The organism is Chloroflexota bacterium, assembly GCA_020850535.1.
In the GTDB taxonomy this organism is placed as follows: Bacteria; Chloroflexota; UBA6077; order UBA6077; family JACCZL01; genus JADZEM01.
This window is the reverse complement of the sequence record JADZEM010000102.1, coordinates 21,616-38,470: the sequence shown is the minus strand read 5'-3', so window position 1 is coordinate 38,470 and position 16,855 is coordinate 21,616. Positions and strand designations below refer to the sequence as shown.

General features: G+C 67.7%; 15 protein-coding genes. 7 read left to right on the top strand and 8 right to left on the bottom strand.

The genetic code is table 11. The annotated features are described in order from the left end of the window. Nucleotides 1-34: 34 nt before the first annotated feature. The 3 genes from IT306_14395 (at nucleotide 35) to IT306_14385 (ending at nucleotide 1,941) form a co-directional block, all read left to right on the top strand. The gene (locus IT306_14395) at nucleotides 35-778 is read left to right on the top strand and encodes a PIG-L family deacetylase (GenBank protein MCC7369615.1); all 744 of its coding nucleotides are present in this window, start codon (nucleotides 35-37) and stop codon (nucleotides 776-778) included. A gap of 120 nt (nucleotides 779-898) precedes the next feature. Then, a complete protein-coding gene (locus tag IT306_14390) occupies nucleotides 899-1,453 on the top strand; it encodes a hypothetical protein (GenBank protein ID MCC7369614.1) in 555 nt (184 codons plus the stop codon). Nucleotides 1,454-1,470: 17 nt separating this feature from the next. After that, nucleotides 1,471-1,941, top strand: a complete 471-nt coding sequence (locus tag IT306_14385) for a DUF2752 domain-containing protein (protein ID MCC7369613.1) — start codon at nucleotides 1,471-1,473, stop codon at nucleotides 1,939-1,941. Between the two features lie 31 nt (nucleotides 1,942-1,972). Here the strand turns inward: IT306_14385 and IT306_14380 are convergent, their stop codons facing one another. After that, nucleotides 1,973-3,322 carry a phospholipid carrier-dependent glycosyltransferase gene (locus IT306_14380; GenBank protein MCC7369612.1) on the bottom strand — a complete coding sequence of 450 codons (1,350 nt, stop codon included), beginning with the start codon at nucleotides 3,320-3,322 and terminating at the stop codon, nucleotides 1,973-1,975. A gap of 180 nt (nucleotides 3,323-3,502) precedes the next feature. On the opposite strand from IT306_14380, the gene IT306_14375 reads away from it, so the two are divergent. After that, entirely contained in the window at nucleotides 3,503-3,784 is a 282-nt protein-coding gene (locus IT306_14375) for a hypothetical protein (protein MCC7369611.1), read from the top strand. A gap of 66 nt (nucleotides 3,785-3,850) precedes the next feature. Here IT306_14375 and IT306_14370 read toward each other — a convergent pair whose 3' ends face one another. From IT306_14370 to IT306_14360, 3 genes are all read right to left on the bottom strand, one after another. Next, nucleotides 3,851-4,774 carry a hypothetical protein gene (locus IT306_14370; GenBank protein ID MCC7369610.1) on the bottom strand — a complete coding sequence of 308 codons (924 nt, stop codon included), beginning with the start codon at nucleotides 4,772-4,774 and terminating at the stop codon, nucleotides 3,851-3,853. Continuing rightward, the gene (locus IT306_14365; protein ID MCC7369609.1) at nucleotides 4,771-5,667 is read right to left on the bottom strand and encodes a fumarylacetoacetate hydrolase family protein; all 897 of its coding nucleotides are present in this window, start codon (nucleotides 5,665-5,667) and stop codon (nucleotides 4,771-4,773) included. The genes IT306_14370 and IT306_14365 overlap by 4 nt, the downstream gene beginning before the upstream one ends. 83 nt (nucleotides 5,668-5,750) lie before the next feature. Then, nucleotides 5,751-6,947 (bottom strand): cysteine desulfurase, encoded by a 1,197-nt coding sequence (locus IT306_14360; GenBank protein ID MCC7369608.1) that lies wholly within the window; start codon nucleotides 6,945-6,947, stop codon nucleotides 5,751-5,753. A gap of 282 nt (nucleotides 6,948-7,229) precedes the next feature. Between IT306_14360 and IT306_14355 the strand changes: the two genes are divergently transcribed. The 3 genes from IT306_14355 (at nucleotide 7,230) to IT306_14345 (ending at nucleotide 11,933) form a co-directional block, all read left to right on the top strand. Continuing rightward, on the top strand, nucleotides 7,230-8,675 hold the full coding sequence (locus IT306_14355; protein ID MCC7369607.1) for an SH3 domain-containing protein: 1,446 nt from the start codon (nucleotides 7,230-7,232) through the stop codon (nucleotides 8,673-8,675). A gap of 335 nt (nucleotides 8,676-9,010) precedes the next feature. Next, complete coding sequence (locus IT306_14350; GenBank protein MCC7369606.1) at nucleotides 9,011-10,666, top strand: CTP synthase; 1,656 nt, start codon at nucleotides 9,011-9,013, stop codon at nucleotides 10,664-10,666. A gap of 178 nt (nucleotides 10,667-10,844) precedes the next feature. Further along, the gene (locus tag IT306_14345) at nucleotides 10,845-11,933 is read left to right on the top strand and encodes a mannose-1-phosphate guanylyltransferase (GenBank protein MCC7369605.1); all 1,089 of its coding nucleotides are present in this window, start codon (nucleotides 10,845-10,847) and stop codon (nucleotides 11,931-11,933) included. Nucleotides 11,934-12,044: 111 nt separating this feature from the next. Here the strand turns inward: IT306_14345 and secF are convergent, their stop codons facing one another. From secF to def, 4 genes are all read right to left on the bottom strand, one after another. After that, a complete protein-coding gene (gene secF, locus IT306_14340) occupies nucleotides 12,045-13,010 on the bottom strand; it encodes a protein translocase subunit SecF (GenBank protein MCC7369604.1) in 966 nt (321 codons plus the stop codon). After that, nucleotides 13,010-14,380, bottom strand: coding sequence for a protein translocase subunit SecD (secD, locus tag IT306_14335; GenBank protein ID MCC7369603.1), 1,371 nt, complete (start codon nucleotides 14,378-14,380; stop codon nucleotides 13,010-13,012). Before secD ends, secF begins: the two co-directional genes overlap by 1 nt. Before the next feature lie 130 nt (nucleotides 14,381-14,510). Next, entirely contained in the window at nucleotides 14,511-16,286 is a 1,776-nt protein-coding gene (locus IT306_14330) for a peptide ABC transporter substrate-binding protein (GenBank protein MCC7369602.1), read from the bottom strand. Beyond that, nucleotides 16,283-16,801 carry a peptide deformylase gene (gene def, locus IT306_14325; GenBank protein ID MCC7369601.1) on the bottom strand — a complete coding sequence of 173 codons (519 nt, stop codon included), beginning with the start codon at nucleotides 16,799-16,801 and terminating at the stop codon, nucleotides 16,283-16,285. Before def ends, IT306_14330 begins: the two co-directional genes overlap by 4 nt. Nucleotides 16,802-16,855: the final 54 nt, after the last annotated feature.

The following is a 16,855-nucleotide window of genomic DNA, read 5'->3' as shown; positions in this document are numbered from 1 at the left end:
GCGTGCGGAGGGCCGCACGTTCGGAGGGCCATCTGTGGCGACGGTACTGGCGATCTCGGCGCATCCCGACGATGAGCTGTTCGGGGCAGGATACCTGGCGAAGCTGGTGAGCGAGGGGCACGACCTCTATCTGCTCTGCACGACGCGGGGCGAGGGCGGTGAGGTCGGCGAGCCGCCCGTCGGGCCGAAATCGCGCCTCGGGGAGTATCGGGAAGTCGAGATGCGCGGCTCGGCGGCGGCGCTCGGGGCGCGCGACGTCTGGTTCCTGGACTTCGTCGATCCGTGGATGGAGATCGGCGGCGAGGCGCTCGCCATCGACGCCGGGCCAGTCGAGTTCTGCGCGGCGCTGGCCGAGCGGATCGGCAAGCTCAGGCCGGACGTCGTCCTCACCCACGGCTCGAACGGCGAATACGGCCATCCGCAGCACATCTACACTCACCGGGCCGTGCTGGCAGCTCTGGGGACGCTCGCGCCGTGGACGCCCTCGGAGCTGCTCACCTGGTGCGCAAACGACGGCAAGGGCGGCGTGGACCGGATCGTCAACGAGGATGATCGGGCCGACATCACGCTGGACATCTCGCCCTGGTTCGACCGAAAGCTGGCGGCGGCCAACGCCCACGTCAGTCAGCACGCGATGTTCGTCCGCAACAACAAGGTGACCGATATCGCGGACGCCCTCCGGCGCGACGAGGCGTTCAAGCGCTGGCCGACCGGTCCGTTCCTCGCCGTCAGCGAGATCGTGCGGCCGGGCGGACGGGAAGTCGATACGTGGCGGTAGCGTGACTGACGGCCGGTGTGCGCCGGCCGGTAAGATTCGTGGCAAGTAGGGTCGCCCGCGAACGGCGGTGCGGGCGCAGCCAGCGATCCGATCTCTGCCACAGCCGTGAGGGAGCACCAGATGCCGCGTAGGCCCGTGACCGAGAGCCCGTTTCAGCAGACGCTCAAGGGGGTAGCCGCCGGCCTCGTCGGCACGCTGGTGATGACCACAGGGCTCCAGGCCGCCAGCCGGTTGCTGGGCGGGTCGCCAGCGCAGCGCGACGACGACTCGTTGGATGAGGCCGAGCTTGACGACCTGCGGGCCATCGACACGGGCCGGCAGTTGCCGCCGCAGGAGCAGGTGGCCGAGCGGCTGGCCAGCCGAGTGTTCAACCGCGAGCTGTCGCAGGAGAGCCGGCAGCGGATCGGCCTGTGGATCTACTGGCTCTACGGGGCCGGCTGGGGCGCACTCTCCGCCCAGATCCAGTTGCGGCTGCGCCCGCCCGCCGTCCCTTACGGCATCATCACCGGGATCGTCGTCTGGCTGATCGGTCCTGGCCGGATCGTGCCCGCCCTGCGTCTGTACGAGCGACCGGCGCGCGCCGCGATGGGTCTGCGGGTGGTGGCCATCGGCCTGCACATCCTCTACGGCGTAACGACGGCGCTGACCCTGGATCGACTCAGTCCGCCTCGGTAGAGCGGGAGGGAGTATCGGTGGCGGAGGCCGTGCCGCGCGTGCCGCTGGGAGACGCTCTGCGCCCGCTCGCCGAGCAGGCGTTTCGGCCAGCCCTGATCGGCATGGCCGGGCTGACGGCTGGCGCACTGTTGCCACCCGACTGGGTGCTGCACGGTCCGCAACTGTGCATCTTCAAGCTGATGAGCGGACTGCCGTGTCCCGGCTGCGGCCTGACCCGCGCCGTGGTCTTGCTGATGCACGGCGACCTGACCGGCTCGCTGTACTATCATCCGCTGGCGGTCTTCCTGGTGCTGGCGGCGCTGCTGCTGGTTGCCGTTGACGCCTATGCGTGGTGGCGGGCGCACCCCGGCGGACTGGCCGCGACGAAGCCATCCTGGCTGCTGGAGTGGCTCTCGAAGACGCCGGCCCCGTGGGTGCTGATCGGGCTGATGCTGGCGCTGTGGGCCGTGCGCCTGCCGCTGTACCTGGTGGGCAGCTGGGTCTACTGAGCGGGTCCGGCTCGGCTCGCATCGCGCGCCGTCAGGACACGGCTGCCCGTCTGTCCCCGATGCGTCGTCTGGCCAGCGCTACCGCCGCGCCGATGGCGATGCCACCCAGGATCATGTTCAGGCTGACGATGGGCGCATAGTAGTGCGACGAGTCGAAGCCCAGGTTGACGGTGACGATGACGTAGGTCGCGAGCGACCAGCAGAGCAGCAGCAGCTCGCGCCCGGCTGTCCCGCGGCGTAGTGAGCGGAACGCGCGCCACGCCAGCAGGGCGACGCCAACTGGCACGAGCAGGGCGTCGGCAGCGATTGGTGTCACCACTCCAGGCGTACCCCAGCTACCGAACGCCCGCCGACCGACCCGCTCGACGCGAGCGATGAGGTCGGGCGGCACGGCCTGATCGCTGAAGACCTGTCGCTGAAACTGCATCTCGTCCTGGCGGTGCTCCACCAGCGCCCAGGCCCGCTCAACGGGCTTCAGGTAGAGCAGCGGGTTGGCGATCACGAACAGGATCACGGCCGCCAGGGCCAGGTCTACCCAGGAGCGCAGCCCTGCTGTGCGGCCCGTCGCGCGAATCGCCAGTCCCTGCTGCACCAGGGCGAACAGCACCAGGCCGACCGCGCCCATCGCGCCGTTCAGCTTGGCGGCCGTCGCCAGCGCGAGCGACGCTCCGACCGTCAGGGGCGTCCAGGCCAGCCGCCTGAGTCCGGCCACCCGTGGAAGGACCGTCAGGGCCAGCAGCAGCGTCAGCAGCGTGAAGGTCGCCACGATCGACTCGGCCAGTGCGCGGGTCCAGATGGTGGTCAACAGCGGATTGACCAGCGCCAGAGCGACCGTTGCCAGCCCTGACAGCGGCCCGCCCAGGAGTCGGGCGATCCCGTACAGCAGGCCGACCGCCGCCACCCCGAACAAGAATGTGACTCGGCGCGCCGCTGCCAGTAGGTCCGCCTGCGGCACGTTGCCAGCCCGCTCGTTGAAGGCCCGACTCTGGAGGCTGTCGTACCGTCCGTTCAACTGCTCTGGAGTCCAGTCCTGGAGCGCCAGCCCGAGGCCGATCAGGTAGCGGGCCACGGGAGGGTGAGTCAGCACGATGTAGTTCGGCTGCCAGGCCGGGCCGAACAGGTCGCGGTCCACGAAGGTGATCCAGTAGTAGCGGCTGGTGGCGATCCAGCGGCTCTCGTCGATGGTGAACCCCTGGCGAACGGCCGGGCCGCGCAGCACAACGGCCGCGGCGGCCAGCACCAGCAGGAGCAGCCCGACCTCGCGGACCAGCCGCCAGGGCGACCAGGGCAGCCGCCCGGCCGAATGACCAGAACAGGCGTTCGACTGAGACACTGGCGTGATGGCCGGGCCATTGACGGCGGCGCGTCGATATCCGAACATACGTTCAGATCAAACGTTCGGCGCGGACGCGGTTCGGCGGGCGGTCTGGCACACGATCTGCGTTGGGATTCTGTCAGCGCGCGCACGCAGCGGGCCGTGACCTACCGAAACGGGCAGTTTCACGCGAGTGCGATCCCAACGCTCCGCGGACCGACGTTCAGAAAGCAAAGGGGACGAGCGATGTTTGTGGACAATGGCGGGGCGCTCTGGCTCTCCGATCCGGCCGTGGTGCTGATGGTTCTGGCAGGCGTGATCGGCATCGTGATGTGGTGCCACCGCTGGATGGAGACCGGCACGATGCCGCTGCCGGGCAATCTGAACGTCGGACGCGTCACGCGGGAGCGCACGCTCCGCGAGAAGCTGGCAGCCCGCCCAGCGCCGCGGCAGGTCAGCCGCCTGGACCGGTCGGCTCGACTGGCCACTCGCGCCCGGCGTAGCGGCTCGCCACGGCAGGCCGCCTGACGTCGGCGCGCGCCCCTTCGGACGCGCCTGCATTCGCACAGCCGTGGCGTCCAACACCCCAGGCGATCAGTCGAACGGGACCGTCGATGGCCCGTTGCCGACGCTCGCCGGCAGGATCTCGACGGCCAGGAAGCGCGCTGGCCGAGCCGGCTTGTTCTCCAGGATGAACGGCTCCCGACCGCTTTCATAGAAGTAGCCATTCGTCCCAAAGGTCTGCGAGCTGTTCTCCCAGTCCTTCCGAACCGTCGCCGTCCCCTCCTGCACGAAGAAGATCGTCGGGCCGAGTCGCGCATGCGGCTCGGTCTTTGCTTTCGGTCCGAACTCCATGTCCGTGACCCGCAGCATCAGCGGACCCCGCGGCAGGTCGGTCAGCGGGATCTGCACGTACGGTCCGGAGCGGACTTCACCCTCGTTGTGCTTGCCCTCGGAGGTGAAGCGCTGCTGTCCGTCGAAGCCCCGGCTGGCCGGCAGGAGATCGAACATCAGGACGCGATTTGCTTCCTTGCCGGGGTTGAGCGCTGAGTGCAGCGGCTCCATCCCTTCAAAGTAGGCCTGCCCCGGGCGGTAGGTGGCATCGGTCTTCGCTTCGAGGTTCGAGATCGTGATGTCGCCGCGCATCACGATATGCGCGCCGACGCCGATCTGCCGATGCTCGAAGATCGTCGCGCCCGGCTCCATCTCCAGCTCGGTCACGCGGAAGGTGTACGGCGCGTCGGGCGGCAACTGCTCCAGCGGCTGCTGGAGCAACACCTTCGGCTTGACGCGGCCCGTGTCCCAGACGATGCCCGCCGGCTTGGTGGGGAAGGCCGGGATGGTCCGCGAGACGGTCGTGCCGCCGGCTGCTGCACGAGACGTGGCCGCCGGCGCCGCCGATTCGTGGCTCAGGCGCGGGAGCAGCAGCAGGCCGGCCAGCACCAGCGCCGCGATGCCGACCGAGACCGTGGCTGTCGACGGACCGCCGCGAGCGGACGGCGGGGCAAGCGAGCTCATGCGCGCCTCCTCTCGCGGACCGGATTCCGCAGGATGCCGATACCCTCGATCTCACATTCGACCACGTCGCCGTTCTTCAGGTACTCGGGCGGCTTCCGGGCGAAGCCGACACCCTCCGGCGTGCCGGTCAGGATGACGTCGCCGGACTCCAGCGTCATGCCTTCGGAGAGCGAGGCGATGGTCGTCGGGATGTCGAAGATCAGCTTGCTGGTGTTCGAGGCCTGCTTGACGACGCCGTTCAGCCTGAGCGAGATGTTGAGGGTCGGGTTGTCGCCGAACTCGTCGGCCGTCACGATCCACGGCCCGAGCGGGCAGAACGTGTCGAGGCTCTTGCCCTTGAAGAACTGGCCGCCATGCCGGAACTGCAGGTCGCGCGCCGAGATGTCGTTGGCGACGGTGTAGCCGAAGACGTGCCTCCAGGCATCCGCCTTCGCGATGTCTCGACCGCCGGGGCCGATCACCACCGCCAGCTCAACTTCCCAGTCCGGCTCGCTGGTCAGCGACGTGTCGATCTCGATGGTCTCGCCAGGGCCGATGACGCTCGTCGGGGCCTTGGTGAAGAACATCGGGAAGGCCGGCTCCGCGACCGGCGCGCCGAAGAGGGCCGCGCCCTCGGCCGCGTGTGCGCGGTAGTTGAGGCCGAGGCAGAGCAGGTTTCGGCTCGAACGCGGGATCGGCGCGAGCAGCATGACCGATGTGAGCGGAACGCCGCTCGGGCTGGCGGCCAGGACCGAGCGGGCCGTTTCGAGGGCGGCCCGGCCGCTCTGGATGAACGCGAGCATGCTCGACGGCAGCGCACCGCCGGAGGCAGTCGCCAGATCGACGACCTGTTCGCCGACCACTGCACCGAGACGAGCGGCCCCGTCTTCGGCTCTGAACGTCACGAGGCGCATGGTGTGCAACCCTCTACTCTGGGTGTGCGGCCACGCAGAGGGTGGCCGAGCGTGCAACTGCGTGACTGTACCGTCTGTCGCGCTCAGGCGTCGATGGTTGCCTGTTCGCGGCCACCGCCAAGCAGCATCGGCATGATCGAACGGACCCGCCTGACGACCTCGGGCAGCACGTCGAGCACGCGATCGACGCCGGCATCGTCGGTGGCGCGGCCAGTCGTCAGGCGGACGCTGCCACGGGCCAGCGGTGGCGGCAGCCCGAGCGCCGTCAGCACGTGCGAGACCTCAAGCGTGCCAGACGTGCAGGCCGAGCCGCTCGACGCGCAGACGTCGTACTGGTCGAGGTCCATCAGGATCGACTCGCCGTCCGTGTCCGCGAACACGAAGCTGGCGCTGTTCGGCAAGCGGTCAGTCGGGTGGCCGGTCAGGCGCGCGCCGTCGATCCGCGCCAGCAGGCCGGCGATGAGACGGTCGCGCAGGCGGGCGTCGTGCGCGACGCGGGCCGCTCGCTCGTCCTGAGCCAGCCGCAGCGCCTCGGCCATGCCGACGATCCCGGCGACGTTCTCGGTGCCAGCCCGCAGGCCACGCTCCTGGCCCCCGCCGTGTGCGTCGGCCACGAGCGGCGTGCCCCGTCGGACGTACAGCGCTCCGACGCCCTTCGGACCGTAGATCTTGTGGCCGCTCAGCGAGAGCAGGTCAACGCCGAGCGCCTGCAGGTCGATGGCGAGTCCGCCAGCCGCCTGCACGGCGTCGCAGTGGAACGTCGCGCCCCGGCGGTGCGCGATGGCCGCCGCCTCGGCGACCGGCTGAATGGTGCCAATCTCGTTATTCGCCAGCATCACCGAGACGAGCGTCGTGCTCGGGCGAATGGCCTGCTCCAACGCCGCCAGATCGACCGTGCCGTACTCGTCGACCGGCACGTAGGTCACCTCGAAGCCGGCGCGGCGCTCCAGCCACTCGAACGTGTGCAGCACGGCGTGGTGCTCGACGGCGGTCGTGACGAGGTGGTTGCCCTCCGCGCGGCGCGCGTAGGCGACGCCTTTGATGGCGAGGTTGTCGCTCTCGGTGCCGCCGCTCGTGAACAGCATCTCGCTCGGGCGGCAGCCGAGGACGTTCGCGACGGTATCGCGCGACTCGTCCAGTGCGCGGCGTGCGACGCGCCCGTGGCCGTAGAGGCTCGACGGGTTGCCCCAGCGGTCCCGGAGATACGGCAACATCGCCTCGAGGACACGCTCGTCAAGAGGCGTGGTGGCAGCATGATCCAGGTACGTCAAGCGGGCCATCGACGCTCGAACCTTAGCACCTTGCCGGCACGGCGGGCAAAACGCGTCGTACTTTGCCCGACTGGACGGGAACTAGGATGCCGCGAACGCTATCGCATGCTCGTACTGCCGGGCCAAGAAGCAGGCGATCCGTGCAAAAGGTGTCGTGATACGCCCATCGATCCGACTATCCATGTGTGCGACTGCCGCGCGATGATATGCTATGCTGGCGCAGCAGCCAGTCGGCGCAACGGGGCGCGACGGTGTGGCATCACCGGTACCTCAATGTGTGGGAGGTTTCTCGTGATTCGTCTGTTTCGGCCCGTCCTCACCGCAATGCTTGTTGGCGTCATGTTGGCTGTCACTGGACTAACGGGTACGCTGCCTGTACGCGCCCAGCGTCCAAGAGTCGAGCCGCACGAGATCTCGCTACGTCCGTCGGACCTCCCTCCCGACTTCACGATCAGCAAGGAGGAGTCGAGAGCGATGGACCCGGGGCCGGGCGTCCTGTATTCGGTCCTTCTGGAACGCCCGATTACCCCTGAATCGGTATCGACCGGACCGGTGATGGTGGGGCAGTTTATCGGCCGCTTTGATGGTCCGGTCGCGTACGACGGCTTCCTGGACGAGATTCGCCGGCGGGCCATCGAGCAGGAGGGGTTCGAGATGGTGCCGGGCGCGCCAAATGACGGCGGAACGGCAAGCCTTCAGAAGGTGGAGGAGGGCATCGTCACGTTTGAGGTTGGCTTCATCAAGCGTGACATGGTGATCTTCACGCGAGCGCTCGGCCGCAAAGGCGTCGTGTCGCTGCCGAGTGTGCTGACGCTCGCTGGCGTGTCCTCAGCCCGGTACGATCAGGTGCTGGCCGTCGGTCCAACTCCCGCCGCGCCAACGGAGTCGGCCTCAGCCCACGGCAGGTCAGCGCGGATCGGCAACACTGGCGGAAGTGGCGCGAACCTTCGGACGTTGCCGCACTCGACCAGCGAACTGCTGATGGTCGTCAACGACGGCGACACCATCATCGTGCTCGGAGCGCCTGAACAAGGGAGTGACGGCCGCAAATGGCACAACGTCAAGACGGGCGACGGCGTCGTCGGCTGGGTGGTGTCAGAGTACGTCATGTCCGACCAGGGGCCGGTGGTGGCTGCCGCGCCTTCCCCGCCGCCACCACCGGCCACACCTGCGCCGGCCGCTCTCGTGCCAACCCGGACCCCGGTCCCACCGACCGCGACGCCGAAGCCTGCTGCGGCCATCGACAATCGCCTGGCGCAGGCGTTGCGCCTGCTCTATGGCATCCGAAAGACGTTGGCGAACGGCACGACGCTGGGAGACGTCTTCCGATACACCGTGGAGAGCAGCGGCGTCAGCATGAACATGAAATCGTTGGAGCCGCAAGTCGGAGGATACTTCCAGGGGCGAACGAACTCCATCACCGTCAACTCGCAGGTACTGAATGAAGATTCGCGGACAGTCGCATCGATCCTCGCCCACGAGTTGACGCATGTCATGCAGTTCATGCAGGGCGAAAACCCAAGCCGCGCATGCGTCGAGAGTGAGGTCGCGGCGTTCCGTGTCCAGATCATCGTCTGGGTCACTCTGTACAACGGCCCCGCGCCAGGTCGGACCCTTCGTGAGCGTCTCGGCAACGACCAAGCGTACTACTACGCAACAGAAGGTGACCCGTGGTTGTACAAATATGTCGTGGACACTGAGGGCTATCAGGATCAATGTCGGCTCTGGGTGCCGTAACAACCAGCGCGAAAGCGATGTCCCCAGGTGCTGTCGCCGCAGGCTCTTGTCACCGTTCGCCGCCGGCCCGTATAGTCGGATGGTGTGGTGTGCGAGACGTTGCCTCCAAGACCACGAACTGAAGCGCGGCCATCTGGACCGCGCGAGTTCGCCACCCCACCCGACACCAGCATCCTCGGACCGGCGCCCCACTCGGGGCGCCGGTCCCCTTTTTGTGCCCGGTGATCTCGAGATTGTGATGCGGGATGCTGGCTCTGTGAGCCGCACGGGCCGCCGGCCCCGAAACTGGCTGTCGCTCACCCCGTTGTAGTTCTCAGAGCATGGAAGGAGCAGACGTGACTCGGTACATCTTCGTCAGCGGCGGCGTCGTTTCGTCGGTCGGTAAGGGCATCACGGTTGCGTCGCTCGGTCGACTGCTCAAGAGCCGGGGCATCGCCGTCTCCGTCCTCAAGCTCGACCCGTACATCAACATGGACCCGGGCACCATGAGCCCGTACCAGCACGGCGAGGTCTTCGTGACCGACGATGGCGCCGAGACGGACCTCGACCTCGGCCACTACGAACGGTTCGTCGATCTCAGCCTGACGAAGTCCAGCAACGTCACGACCGGTGTGATCTACGCCGGCGTCATCGGGCGAGAGCGGCGCGGCGACTTCCTTGGCGGCACCATCCAGGTCGTGCCACACATCACCAACGAGATCAAGGAGCGCATCAAGCGAGTGCCCCGGCAGACCGGCGCCGAGGTAGTGATCGTCGAGGTCGGCGGGACGGTGGGCGACATCGAGTGCCTGCCGTTCCTCGAAGCGATCCGCCAGATGCACCGCGAGCTGGGCCGCGAGCAGACGCTCTTCATCCACGTCACGCTGCTGCCGTTCGTCGGGCCGACCAAGGAGCTGAAGACCAAGCCGACCCAGCACAGCGTCAAGGAGCTGCGGAGCATCGGGATTCAGCCCGATGTGATCGTCGCACGGTCCGACTACCCGGTGGCCGACGACCTGAAGGACAAGATCGCCCTGTTCTGCGACGTGGACCGGCGGGCCGTTATTCCGCTGGAGACGGCAGACTCCATCTACGAAGTACCGCTGGTGCTCGAACAGGCCGGCCTGGGAGACTTCGTGGTTGAGCGGCTGGGCCTGGAGGCCACAGAGCCGGATCTCGTGGAGTGGCGCGAGCTGGTGGCCCGGGCCAAGTCGAAAGCGCCCGAGATCAAGATCGGCGTCGTCGGCAAGTACATCGAGCTTGAGGACGCCTACATCAGCGTCCGCGAGTCGTTGCACCACGCGGCCTGGCATCACAACGTCCGGGTCAGCCTCCAATGGATCGACTCGCAGCAGCTCGAAGGCGAGGATGCGGATCCGGCGGCGCGTCTCGGCCACCTTGACGGCATCGTCGTGCCCGGCGGGTTCGGGTATCGCGGCGTCGAGGGGATGATCCAGGCCGCGAAGTACGCGCGCGAGCATCAGGTGCCGTACCTCGGGCTGTGCCTCGGCTTGCAGGTGATGGTCATCGAGCTGGCGCGAAACTCGGCCGGCTTCGACGATGCCAACAGCGCCGAATTCAACCTCTTCACCCGGCATCCCGTCATCGACATCCTGCCCGAGCAGAAGGACGTCGCGGACAAGGGTGGCACGATGCGCCTCGGGCAGTACCCCTGCCAGTTGACCGACGGCTCGCGGGCGCTGGCGGCCTACCAGCAGGGCATCGTCTTCGAGCGGCACCGGCACCGCTACGAGGTCAACAACGAGTACCGTGCGGCCCTGGAAGAGGTCGGGCTGATTGCGAGCGGCCTCTCGCCAGACGGTCGCCTGGTCGAGATCGGCGAGCTGGCCGACCATCCGTGGATGCTCGGGACGCAGTTCCACCCGGAGCTGAAGTCGCGACCAAACCGACCGCATCCCCTCTTCCGCGACTTTATCGGAGCGGTTCGCACGCGCAGCGGCGTGGGCCGCAACGGCGTGGCCCACGTTGCGGAGGTTGAGTCCGCCTCCTGATCCGGGCCTGAGAGCGGCTGACCTCGCAGTTGTCGGGCCGCGACAGATCGCTGTGCTAGACTTGGGCGGCGCGTTGCCAACTGGTGACGCGCCGTCATGCACTTAATTGTGTGCGCGGCGTTGCGCCTCCACCTGCTGGAGCCGCCACGTTCGTCGTCTAGCTCCAGGGGGCAGATTCGTGAGCGGGCCTCACACCTACCTCGTCATTCTCGCCGGTGGCAGCGGCAGCCGATTGTGGCCGCTGAGCCGGTCTCACAAGCCCAAGCAGCTGCTGGCTCTGGCGGGCGAACGGTCGCTGCTGCAGTCGACGTTCGACCGCAATGTACCGCTGGTGCCTGCCGAGCGCGTCATCGTGATGACCGAGCAGTCGCACGCAGACGGCATCCGCGAGCAGCTTCCGGAGGTACCGCCGGAGAACATCATCGTGGAGCCGGCCCGGCGCGGGACCGCTGGCAGCCTGGGGCTGGCGGCGGCGGCGATTGCCGAGCGCGATCCGAACGCGGTGATGGCCTCGGTGCACTCCGACGCGCACATCGGCGACGCCGAGGAGTTTCGCCGCACCCTCTCGGCAGCGTTCGCGGCGGCCGAGAAGACGCGGCAGCTGGTGCTGATGGGCATCGAGCCAACCGGGCCGTCCACGCAGCTCGGGTACATCGAAGCGGCCGGGCAGCAGGACGAGATCGACGGCTACGCCGTGCGAAAGGTGGCGCGCTTCGTCGAGAAGCCGGACCTCGAGCGCGCGATGCAGTTCGTGAAGTCAGGCCGCCACTACTGGAACCCGGGCGTCTTCGTCTGGCGCGTTGACGCGATCCTCGCCGAGCTTCAACGACTGCAGCCACGAATCGACGACCTCGTTCGTCACATCGCGGCGCGGCTCAGCCAGCCGGACGGCGCTGAGGTGCTGGCGCGGGTCTACCCGACCGTGCCGATCGAGACCATCGACGTCGGCGTGCTGGAGCAGTCCGACATCGTCTCGGTGATCCCGGCGCGCTTCCCCTGGAGCGACATCGGCAGCTGGAGCGAGATCTTCGACGTGCTGCCGCACGATGCTGATGGCAACGTGGTCCAGGGCGAGCACCTGGGGCTGGGCACGCGCGACACTCTGGTGTACGGGACGTCGAGGAAGATCGCGACGATTGGCCTGACCGACATGGTGGTGGTCGAGACGAACGACGTGATCCTGGTCTGCCCGCGTGACCGCGCGGCCGACGTCAAGAAGCTGGTGGAGCGCCTGCAACTCGACCCGAGCAAGGCGGACCTGCTGTAGCGGATGCCTTGCCCCTCAGACCTCACCGCCCCGGCTCCCCGGTGAGCCTCACCCCCAACCCGCTGCGCGGCGCGAATATCGGCTGCGCAGTGGGTTGGGGCTGAGGTCTACTCAGGCGGGGGCCGGCGCTGCTGTGTGCCCGCGATTCAGCCCGAGCCAGCGGTTCAGCTCGCCAGTGTTCCACGAGTAGAGCAGCAGGCTGGCGTTGAAGATCGAGCTGTACGTGCCGGACGTGATGCCGATCAGCAGGGCCAGCACGAAGCTGTGAATCGTGGTTCCGCCGAACAACTGCAGGGCCAGCAGCGTCAGCAGCACCGTGATCGACGTGTTCACCGAGCGCCCGAGCGTCTGGGTCAGGCTGTGGTTCATCACGTCCTCGAACGGCTCGCCAGCGTGTCGCACGATGTTCTCGCGGACCCGGTCGAACACGACGATGGTGTCGTGAACTGAGAAGCCGATAACCGTCAGCACGCCGGTGATGAACATCGCGTCCAGCTCGACGGCGAAGAACCGCCCGAGCAGCGAGAAGATGCCGATCAGCAGCAGGGCGTCGTGCAGCAGCGCGATGACGGCGCAGGCGCCGTACCGCACCGAGTTCGGGACGCGGCGGAACGCCCACCAGAGGTAGAGCAGAATACCGCCGCAGGCTGCCGCGACGGCCAGAAACGCGTAGCGCACGATCTCGTCGGCGACGATGGGCGAGACCACGTCGAGGCTCAACATTTCGACCTGGCCGAAGCGCTGCGTCAGGCCGTTGACGATCACCTGTCGCTCGGTCTGCTCGGTGGAGCCGGCCGTCTCTGACAGCTGGCCCTCGAAGGGCAGCGTCCGCACCACGAACGTGCCGTCGTCCGCGCGCTGCACGATGGCCTCGGGATGGCCGAGCCCGGCCAGCGCCTCGCGCAGTTGCGGCTGATCGACGGTCTGTCCGAACCGCAGTGTCATGATCGTGCCGCTGGTGAAGTCGATGCCGGGCCGTAGGCCGCCCGGCAGCACGAGCGAGATCGCGCCGGGGAGGATCAGCACGAACGAGACGATGTAGAACCAGAGCCGGTACTTGACGAAGTCGAACGTCATCAGCGAGCCCCTCCCTCTGCCGAAAGCCGCGTGCGCGTCACCGACGCCGAGGCAGGATCGTCCGGCACCTCCATGCCGAACAGCGCCGGATTGTGGATCAGCCCGGTGCTCATCACGGCGGTCAGCAGGCCACGGGTCACGAAGATGGCGCTGAAGAGGCTGACGACCACGCCGATAGCGAGGGTCAGCGCGAAGCCGGTGATCAGGCTCGCGCCGAAGTTCTGGCCGAACCAGTAGAGCAGCAGACAGGTGATCAGCGTGGACGAGTTCGAGTCACGAATGCTCGTCCAGGCGCGGTCGAAGCCGGCCCGCACCCCTGCGCCGACGCTGCGGCCCCACCGCAGCTCCTCGCGCATGCGCTCGAAGATCAGGATGTTGGCGTCCACCGCCATGCCGATGGAGAGGATGAAGCCGGCGATGCCGGCCAGGGTCAGCGTCACCGGGATCAGCATGAAGACCGCCAGGGTGATCGCGGTGTACACGCCGAGCGCGAGCGTCGCCATCAGGCCTGGCAAGCGATAGTACATGATCATGAAGAGGGCAACGACCAGCAGGGCGATCTGCCCGGCCACGACGCTCTTCCGCACGGAGTCCGAGCCGAGCGTGGCATCGACCGTCCGCTCCTCGACGATCCGGATCGGCACCGGGACCGCGCCAGCGTTCATCTGAATCGCCAGGGTGCGCGCCTCCTGGAGGCGGACGCCGGTGATCACGCCGTTCCGGCTGATCTCGGCCTGGACCGTCGGCGAGGAGATGAGCTGTCCGTCCAGGAAGATACCCAACGGCCGGCCGATCAGCCGGCGGGTGATCTGGCGGAACAGCTCGGCGCCCTCGTCGTCAAACTCGAAGGCGACCTGGGGCTGGTTGCTGCGCTGCTCGAAGACCACCTGGGCGTTCGGCCGGAAGTACTTCCCCGTCAGCTCCTTCTCTGAGCCGTCCAGTCCGGTCGCCGTCGCCACCTTCCAGCCGCCCGTCGAAGGATCGTACTCGCGGAAGTCGAGCTGGGCCGTCTGGCCGATCAGTTTCTTGGCTTCCTCGATGTCCTTGACGCCCGGCAGCTCGACGATCACGCGGTCCGAACCCTGTGACTGGATCACCGGCTCGGCCACGCCGTAGGCATTCACCCGCCGTTCCAGCACCTGAATCACGCCCTTCAGTACCTGGGCCGTGTCCTGGCCTGGCGCCTTGCTCATGTCGGCCTGCAGCACCAGGTGGGTTCCACCTTGTAGGTCAAGGCCGAGCGTGAAGCCCTGCCGCTCCAGGCGGAAGTTGCCCACCCTGAGATTGAGACCGCCCGGCCACGGCCAGACGATCAGCAGCGAGATCACCGTCACGATGGCCGTGATCGAGAGACGCCATCGATTCTTCATGCAGTGCTCCGAGACTTCAGGTGCGGAATCATGGAGACGAGTGAACGGAATTATGCCAGCCTACCCGATCGCACGGGCCGTTTGGCGTGGGCGGCATCGGCCAGACGAGCGGGTGGGCACACGGGCGGGGTCAACGGGCCTCGTCGAGGCGGACGCGCTTGAGCCGCACTAACGACAGCAGCCGCTCTGGCTCGAAGCCGACTACATAGGGCCGTACCAGCGTCCGAGAGCCGTAGTAGAAGATGGGGATGGCCGGATACTCGGTCGCCAGGATCTCGTCGGCCTGCTGATACAGGCGCAGCCGCTCCGCGCGGTCAAGGGTGAGCGCAGCTTCGCGGACGTAGGCATCGTAGAGGTCGTGCGCCCAGGCCGAGTTGAAGCTGGACGGGTCTTCGCGGCTGTCCCAGATCTGGTTGTACCAGTTGTACGGATCTTCGTAGTCCGAGAACCAGCCGCCGCGCTGGAGGTCGCCGTTCTGTGCCCACTCGTCGCTGCGCCGCCAGCGCATGTACGCCGTCCACTCCATTGGCTCCAGTTTCAGCTCGATGCCGAGCGTGTCCTTGTACCGCTGGCGCAAGTATTCGCCAAGCTCTGTCCACTGCGAGCTGACGTTGAAGGCGAAGGCGATGGGAGGGAAGTCCGCGCCGTTCGGGAAGCCCGCGTCGGCCATGCCTGCCCGGGCTGCCGCCACGTCCTCAATCGGCCAGCGGCCCTCATCGCGCCCGAAGATCCCGTCTGGCGTCAACGTCAAGGCCGGTGTGCCGACCCGCTTGAGCACCGACTTGAGCACCTTCTCGCGCTCGATGACCTGGCCGAGCGCCCGGCGGACGCGGGCATCTTGAAGGTGCGGCTTGCGCGTATTGACGGCCAGGAACAGCGTTCCAGATTGGGCCGTGGTGCGCAGCATCGGCCGTGTGGCGGCGTCGGCGGTGATGCGCTCAACATCCCCAGGCGGCAGCTCGAACGATGCGCCGGTCCCGAACACGTCGAGGGCGCTGTTCTCGTAGGCGGAGAGCACGGCTGCCGCGCCATCGTCCGGGAAGATCGGGAGGGTGGCGCGGGGCATCAGGCGGTCGGCCGTCGGATAGGTGGGGTTCCGCTCCAGCGTGATCTGGCGGTCGTGCTGCCACTCGACCAGCCGGAACGGGCCGTTCGTGACGATGTTCTCGGGCCGAATCCAGCGGTCGCCGTGCCGTTCGAGGGCCTCCTTCTTGAGCGGCGCGAAGGTGATGAGCGACGTCAGGCGCGGGAAGTGCGCAAGCGGCTCCTCCAGGTTGACGACCAGCGTGCGGGCGTCGCGGGCCGTGACGCCGAGCAAGGCCGAGTCCAGCCGCTCGCCGTGGATCCGCGCGGCGTTCTTGATCGGATAGAGCAGCGGGGCGTAGTCGGCAGCGGTGCGCGGGTCGATGACCCGCCGCCACGCCCAGACATAGTCGGCGGCGGTGACCGGAGAGCCGTCCGACCAGAGCCGGTCGGTCCGCAGCGAGAAGGTGTAGGTGCGCCCCTCGTCGCCCACCTCCCAGCGCTCGGCTCCGAGCGGAGCTGGCTGGCCGGCCTCGTCGGTCTCGGTCAGACCTTCGAAGAGCTGGATGGCGACCTGCACCGAGCTGTGGTCGGTGGCGAGCGCCGGGTCGAGCGTGGGCGGCTCGGCGATGGGCATGCGGATCGACTGAAGCTGCGCCCGCACGGTGGCCGTCGCCGCGACATTCGGGGTCGGCGGGGGCGCGGTCGGCGCGACGGCCGGGGCGGGTGTGGCCCCAGCCGGGACATCGTCGCTGCTCTCGCTGCCGCCACGGCAGGCGGCGAGGAACGCGGCGGCCAGGGCCAGCGAACCGCCGAGCAGGCGTCGGCGTGAGATCGAGCCTTCTACGAGCCGGTCACGCCCTGGCGCCGACAACCGGCTCACTCCGCCTCAACGGCCTCGTCGACCGTGCGGGGCGTCAACTCGCGGCGAGGGGTCCGCTGGAGATCGTCCAGACTGTCCAGCCGGTCGACGTAGACCATGCCGTTGAGATGGTCGATCTCGTGTTGCAGCGCCTGGCAGAGCAGGCCCTCAGCATCCACGATTCGGAACTCCTTGCCGGAGGCGTCGCGGGCCTTCACGGTCACCTTCTCGAACCGCTTGACCTTGCCCCAGTAGCCGGGGACGGAGAGGCAGCCCTCATCCAGCAGGTGCTCGCCCTCGGTCTTGACGATCTCCGGGTTCACCAGCACGTGGACTTCGTCCTTCTCGGCCTCGATCACGGTTACCTGGAGCGGCACGCCGATCTGCGGCGCGGCCAGCCCGACGCCGGGGGCGTCACGCATCGTCTCGATCATGTCCTGCACCAGCGTGCGAAGCGCCTGATCGAAGCGTGAGACTTTGCGCGCCTTGTTCCGCAGGACTGCGTTCCCCAGCGCCACGATAGGGCGGACCGTCATCCTTGCTGCTCCTCCGAATTCACAGAACGATTGTATCAGTCAGTCGGACCGGGG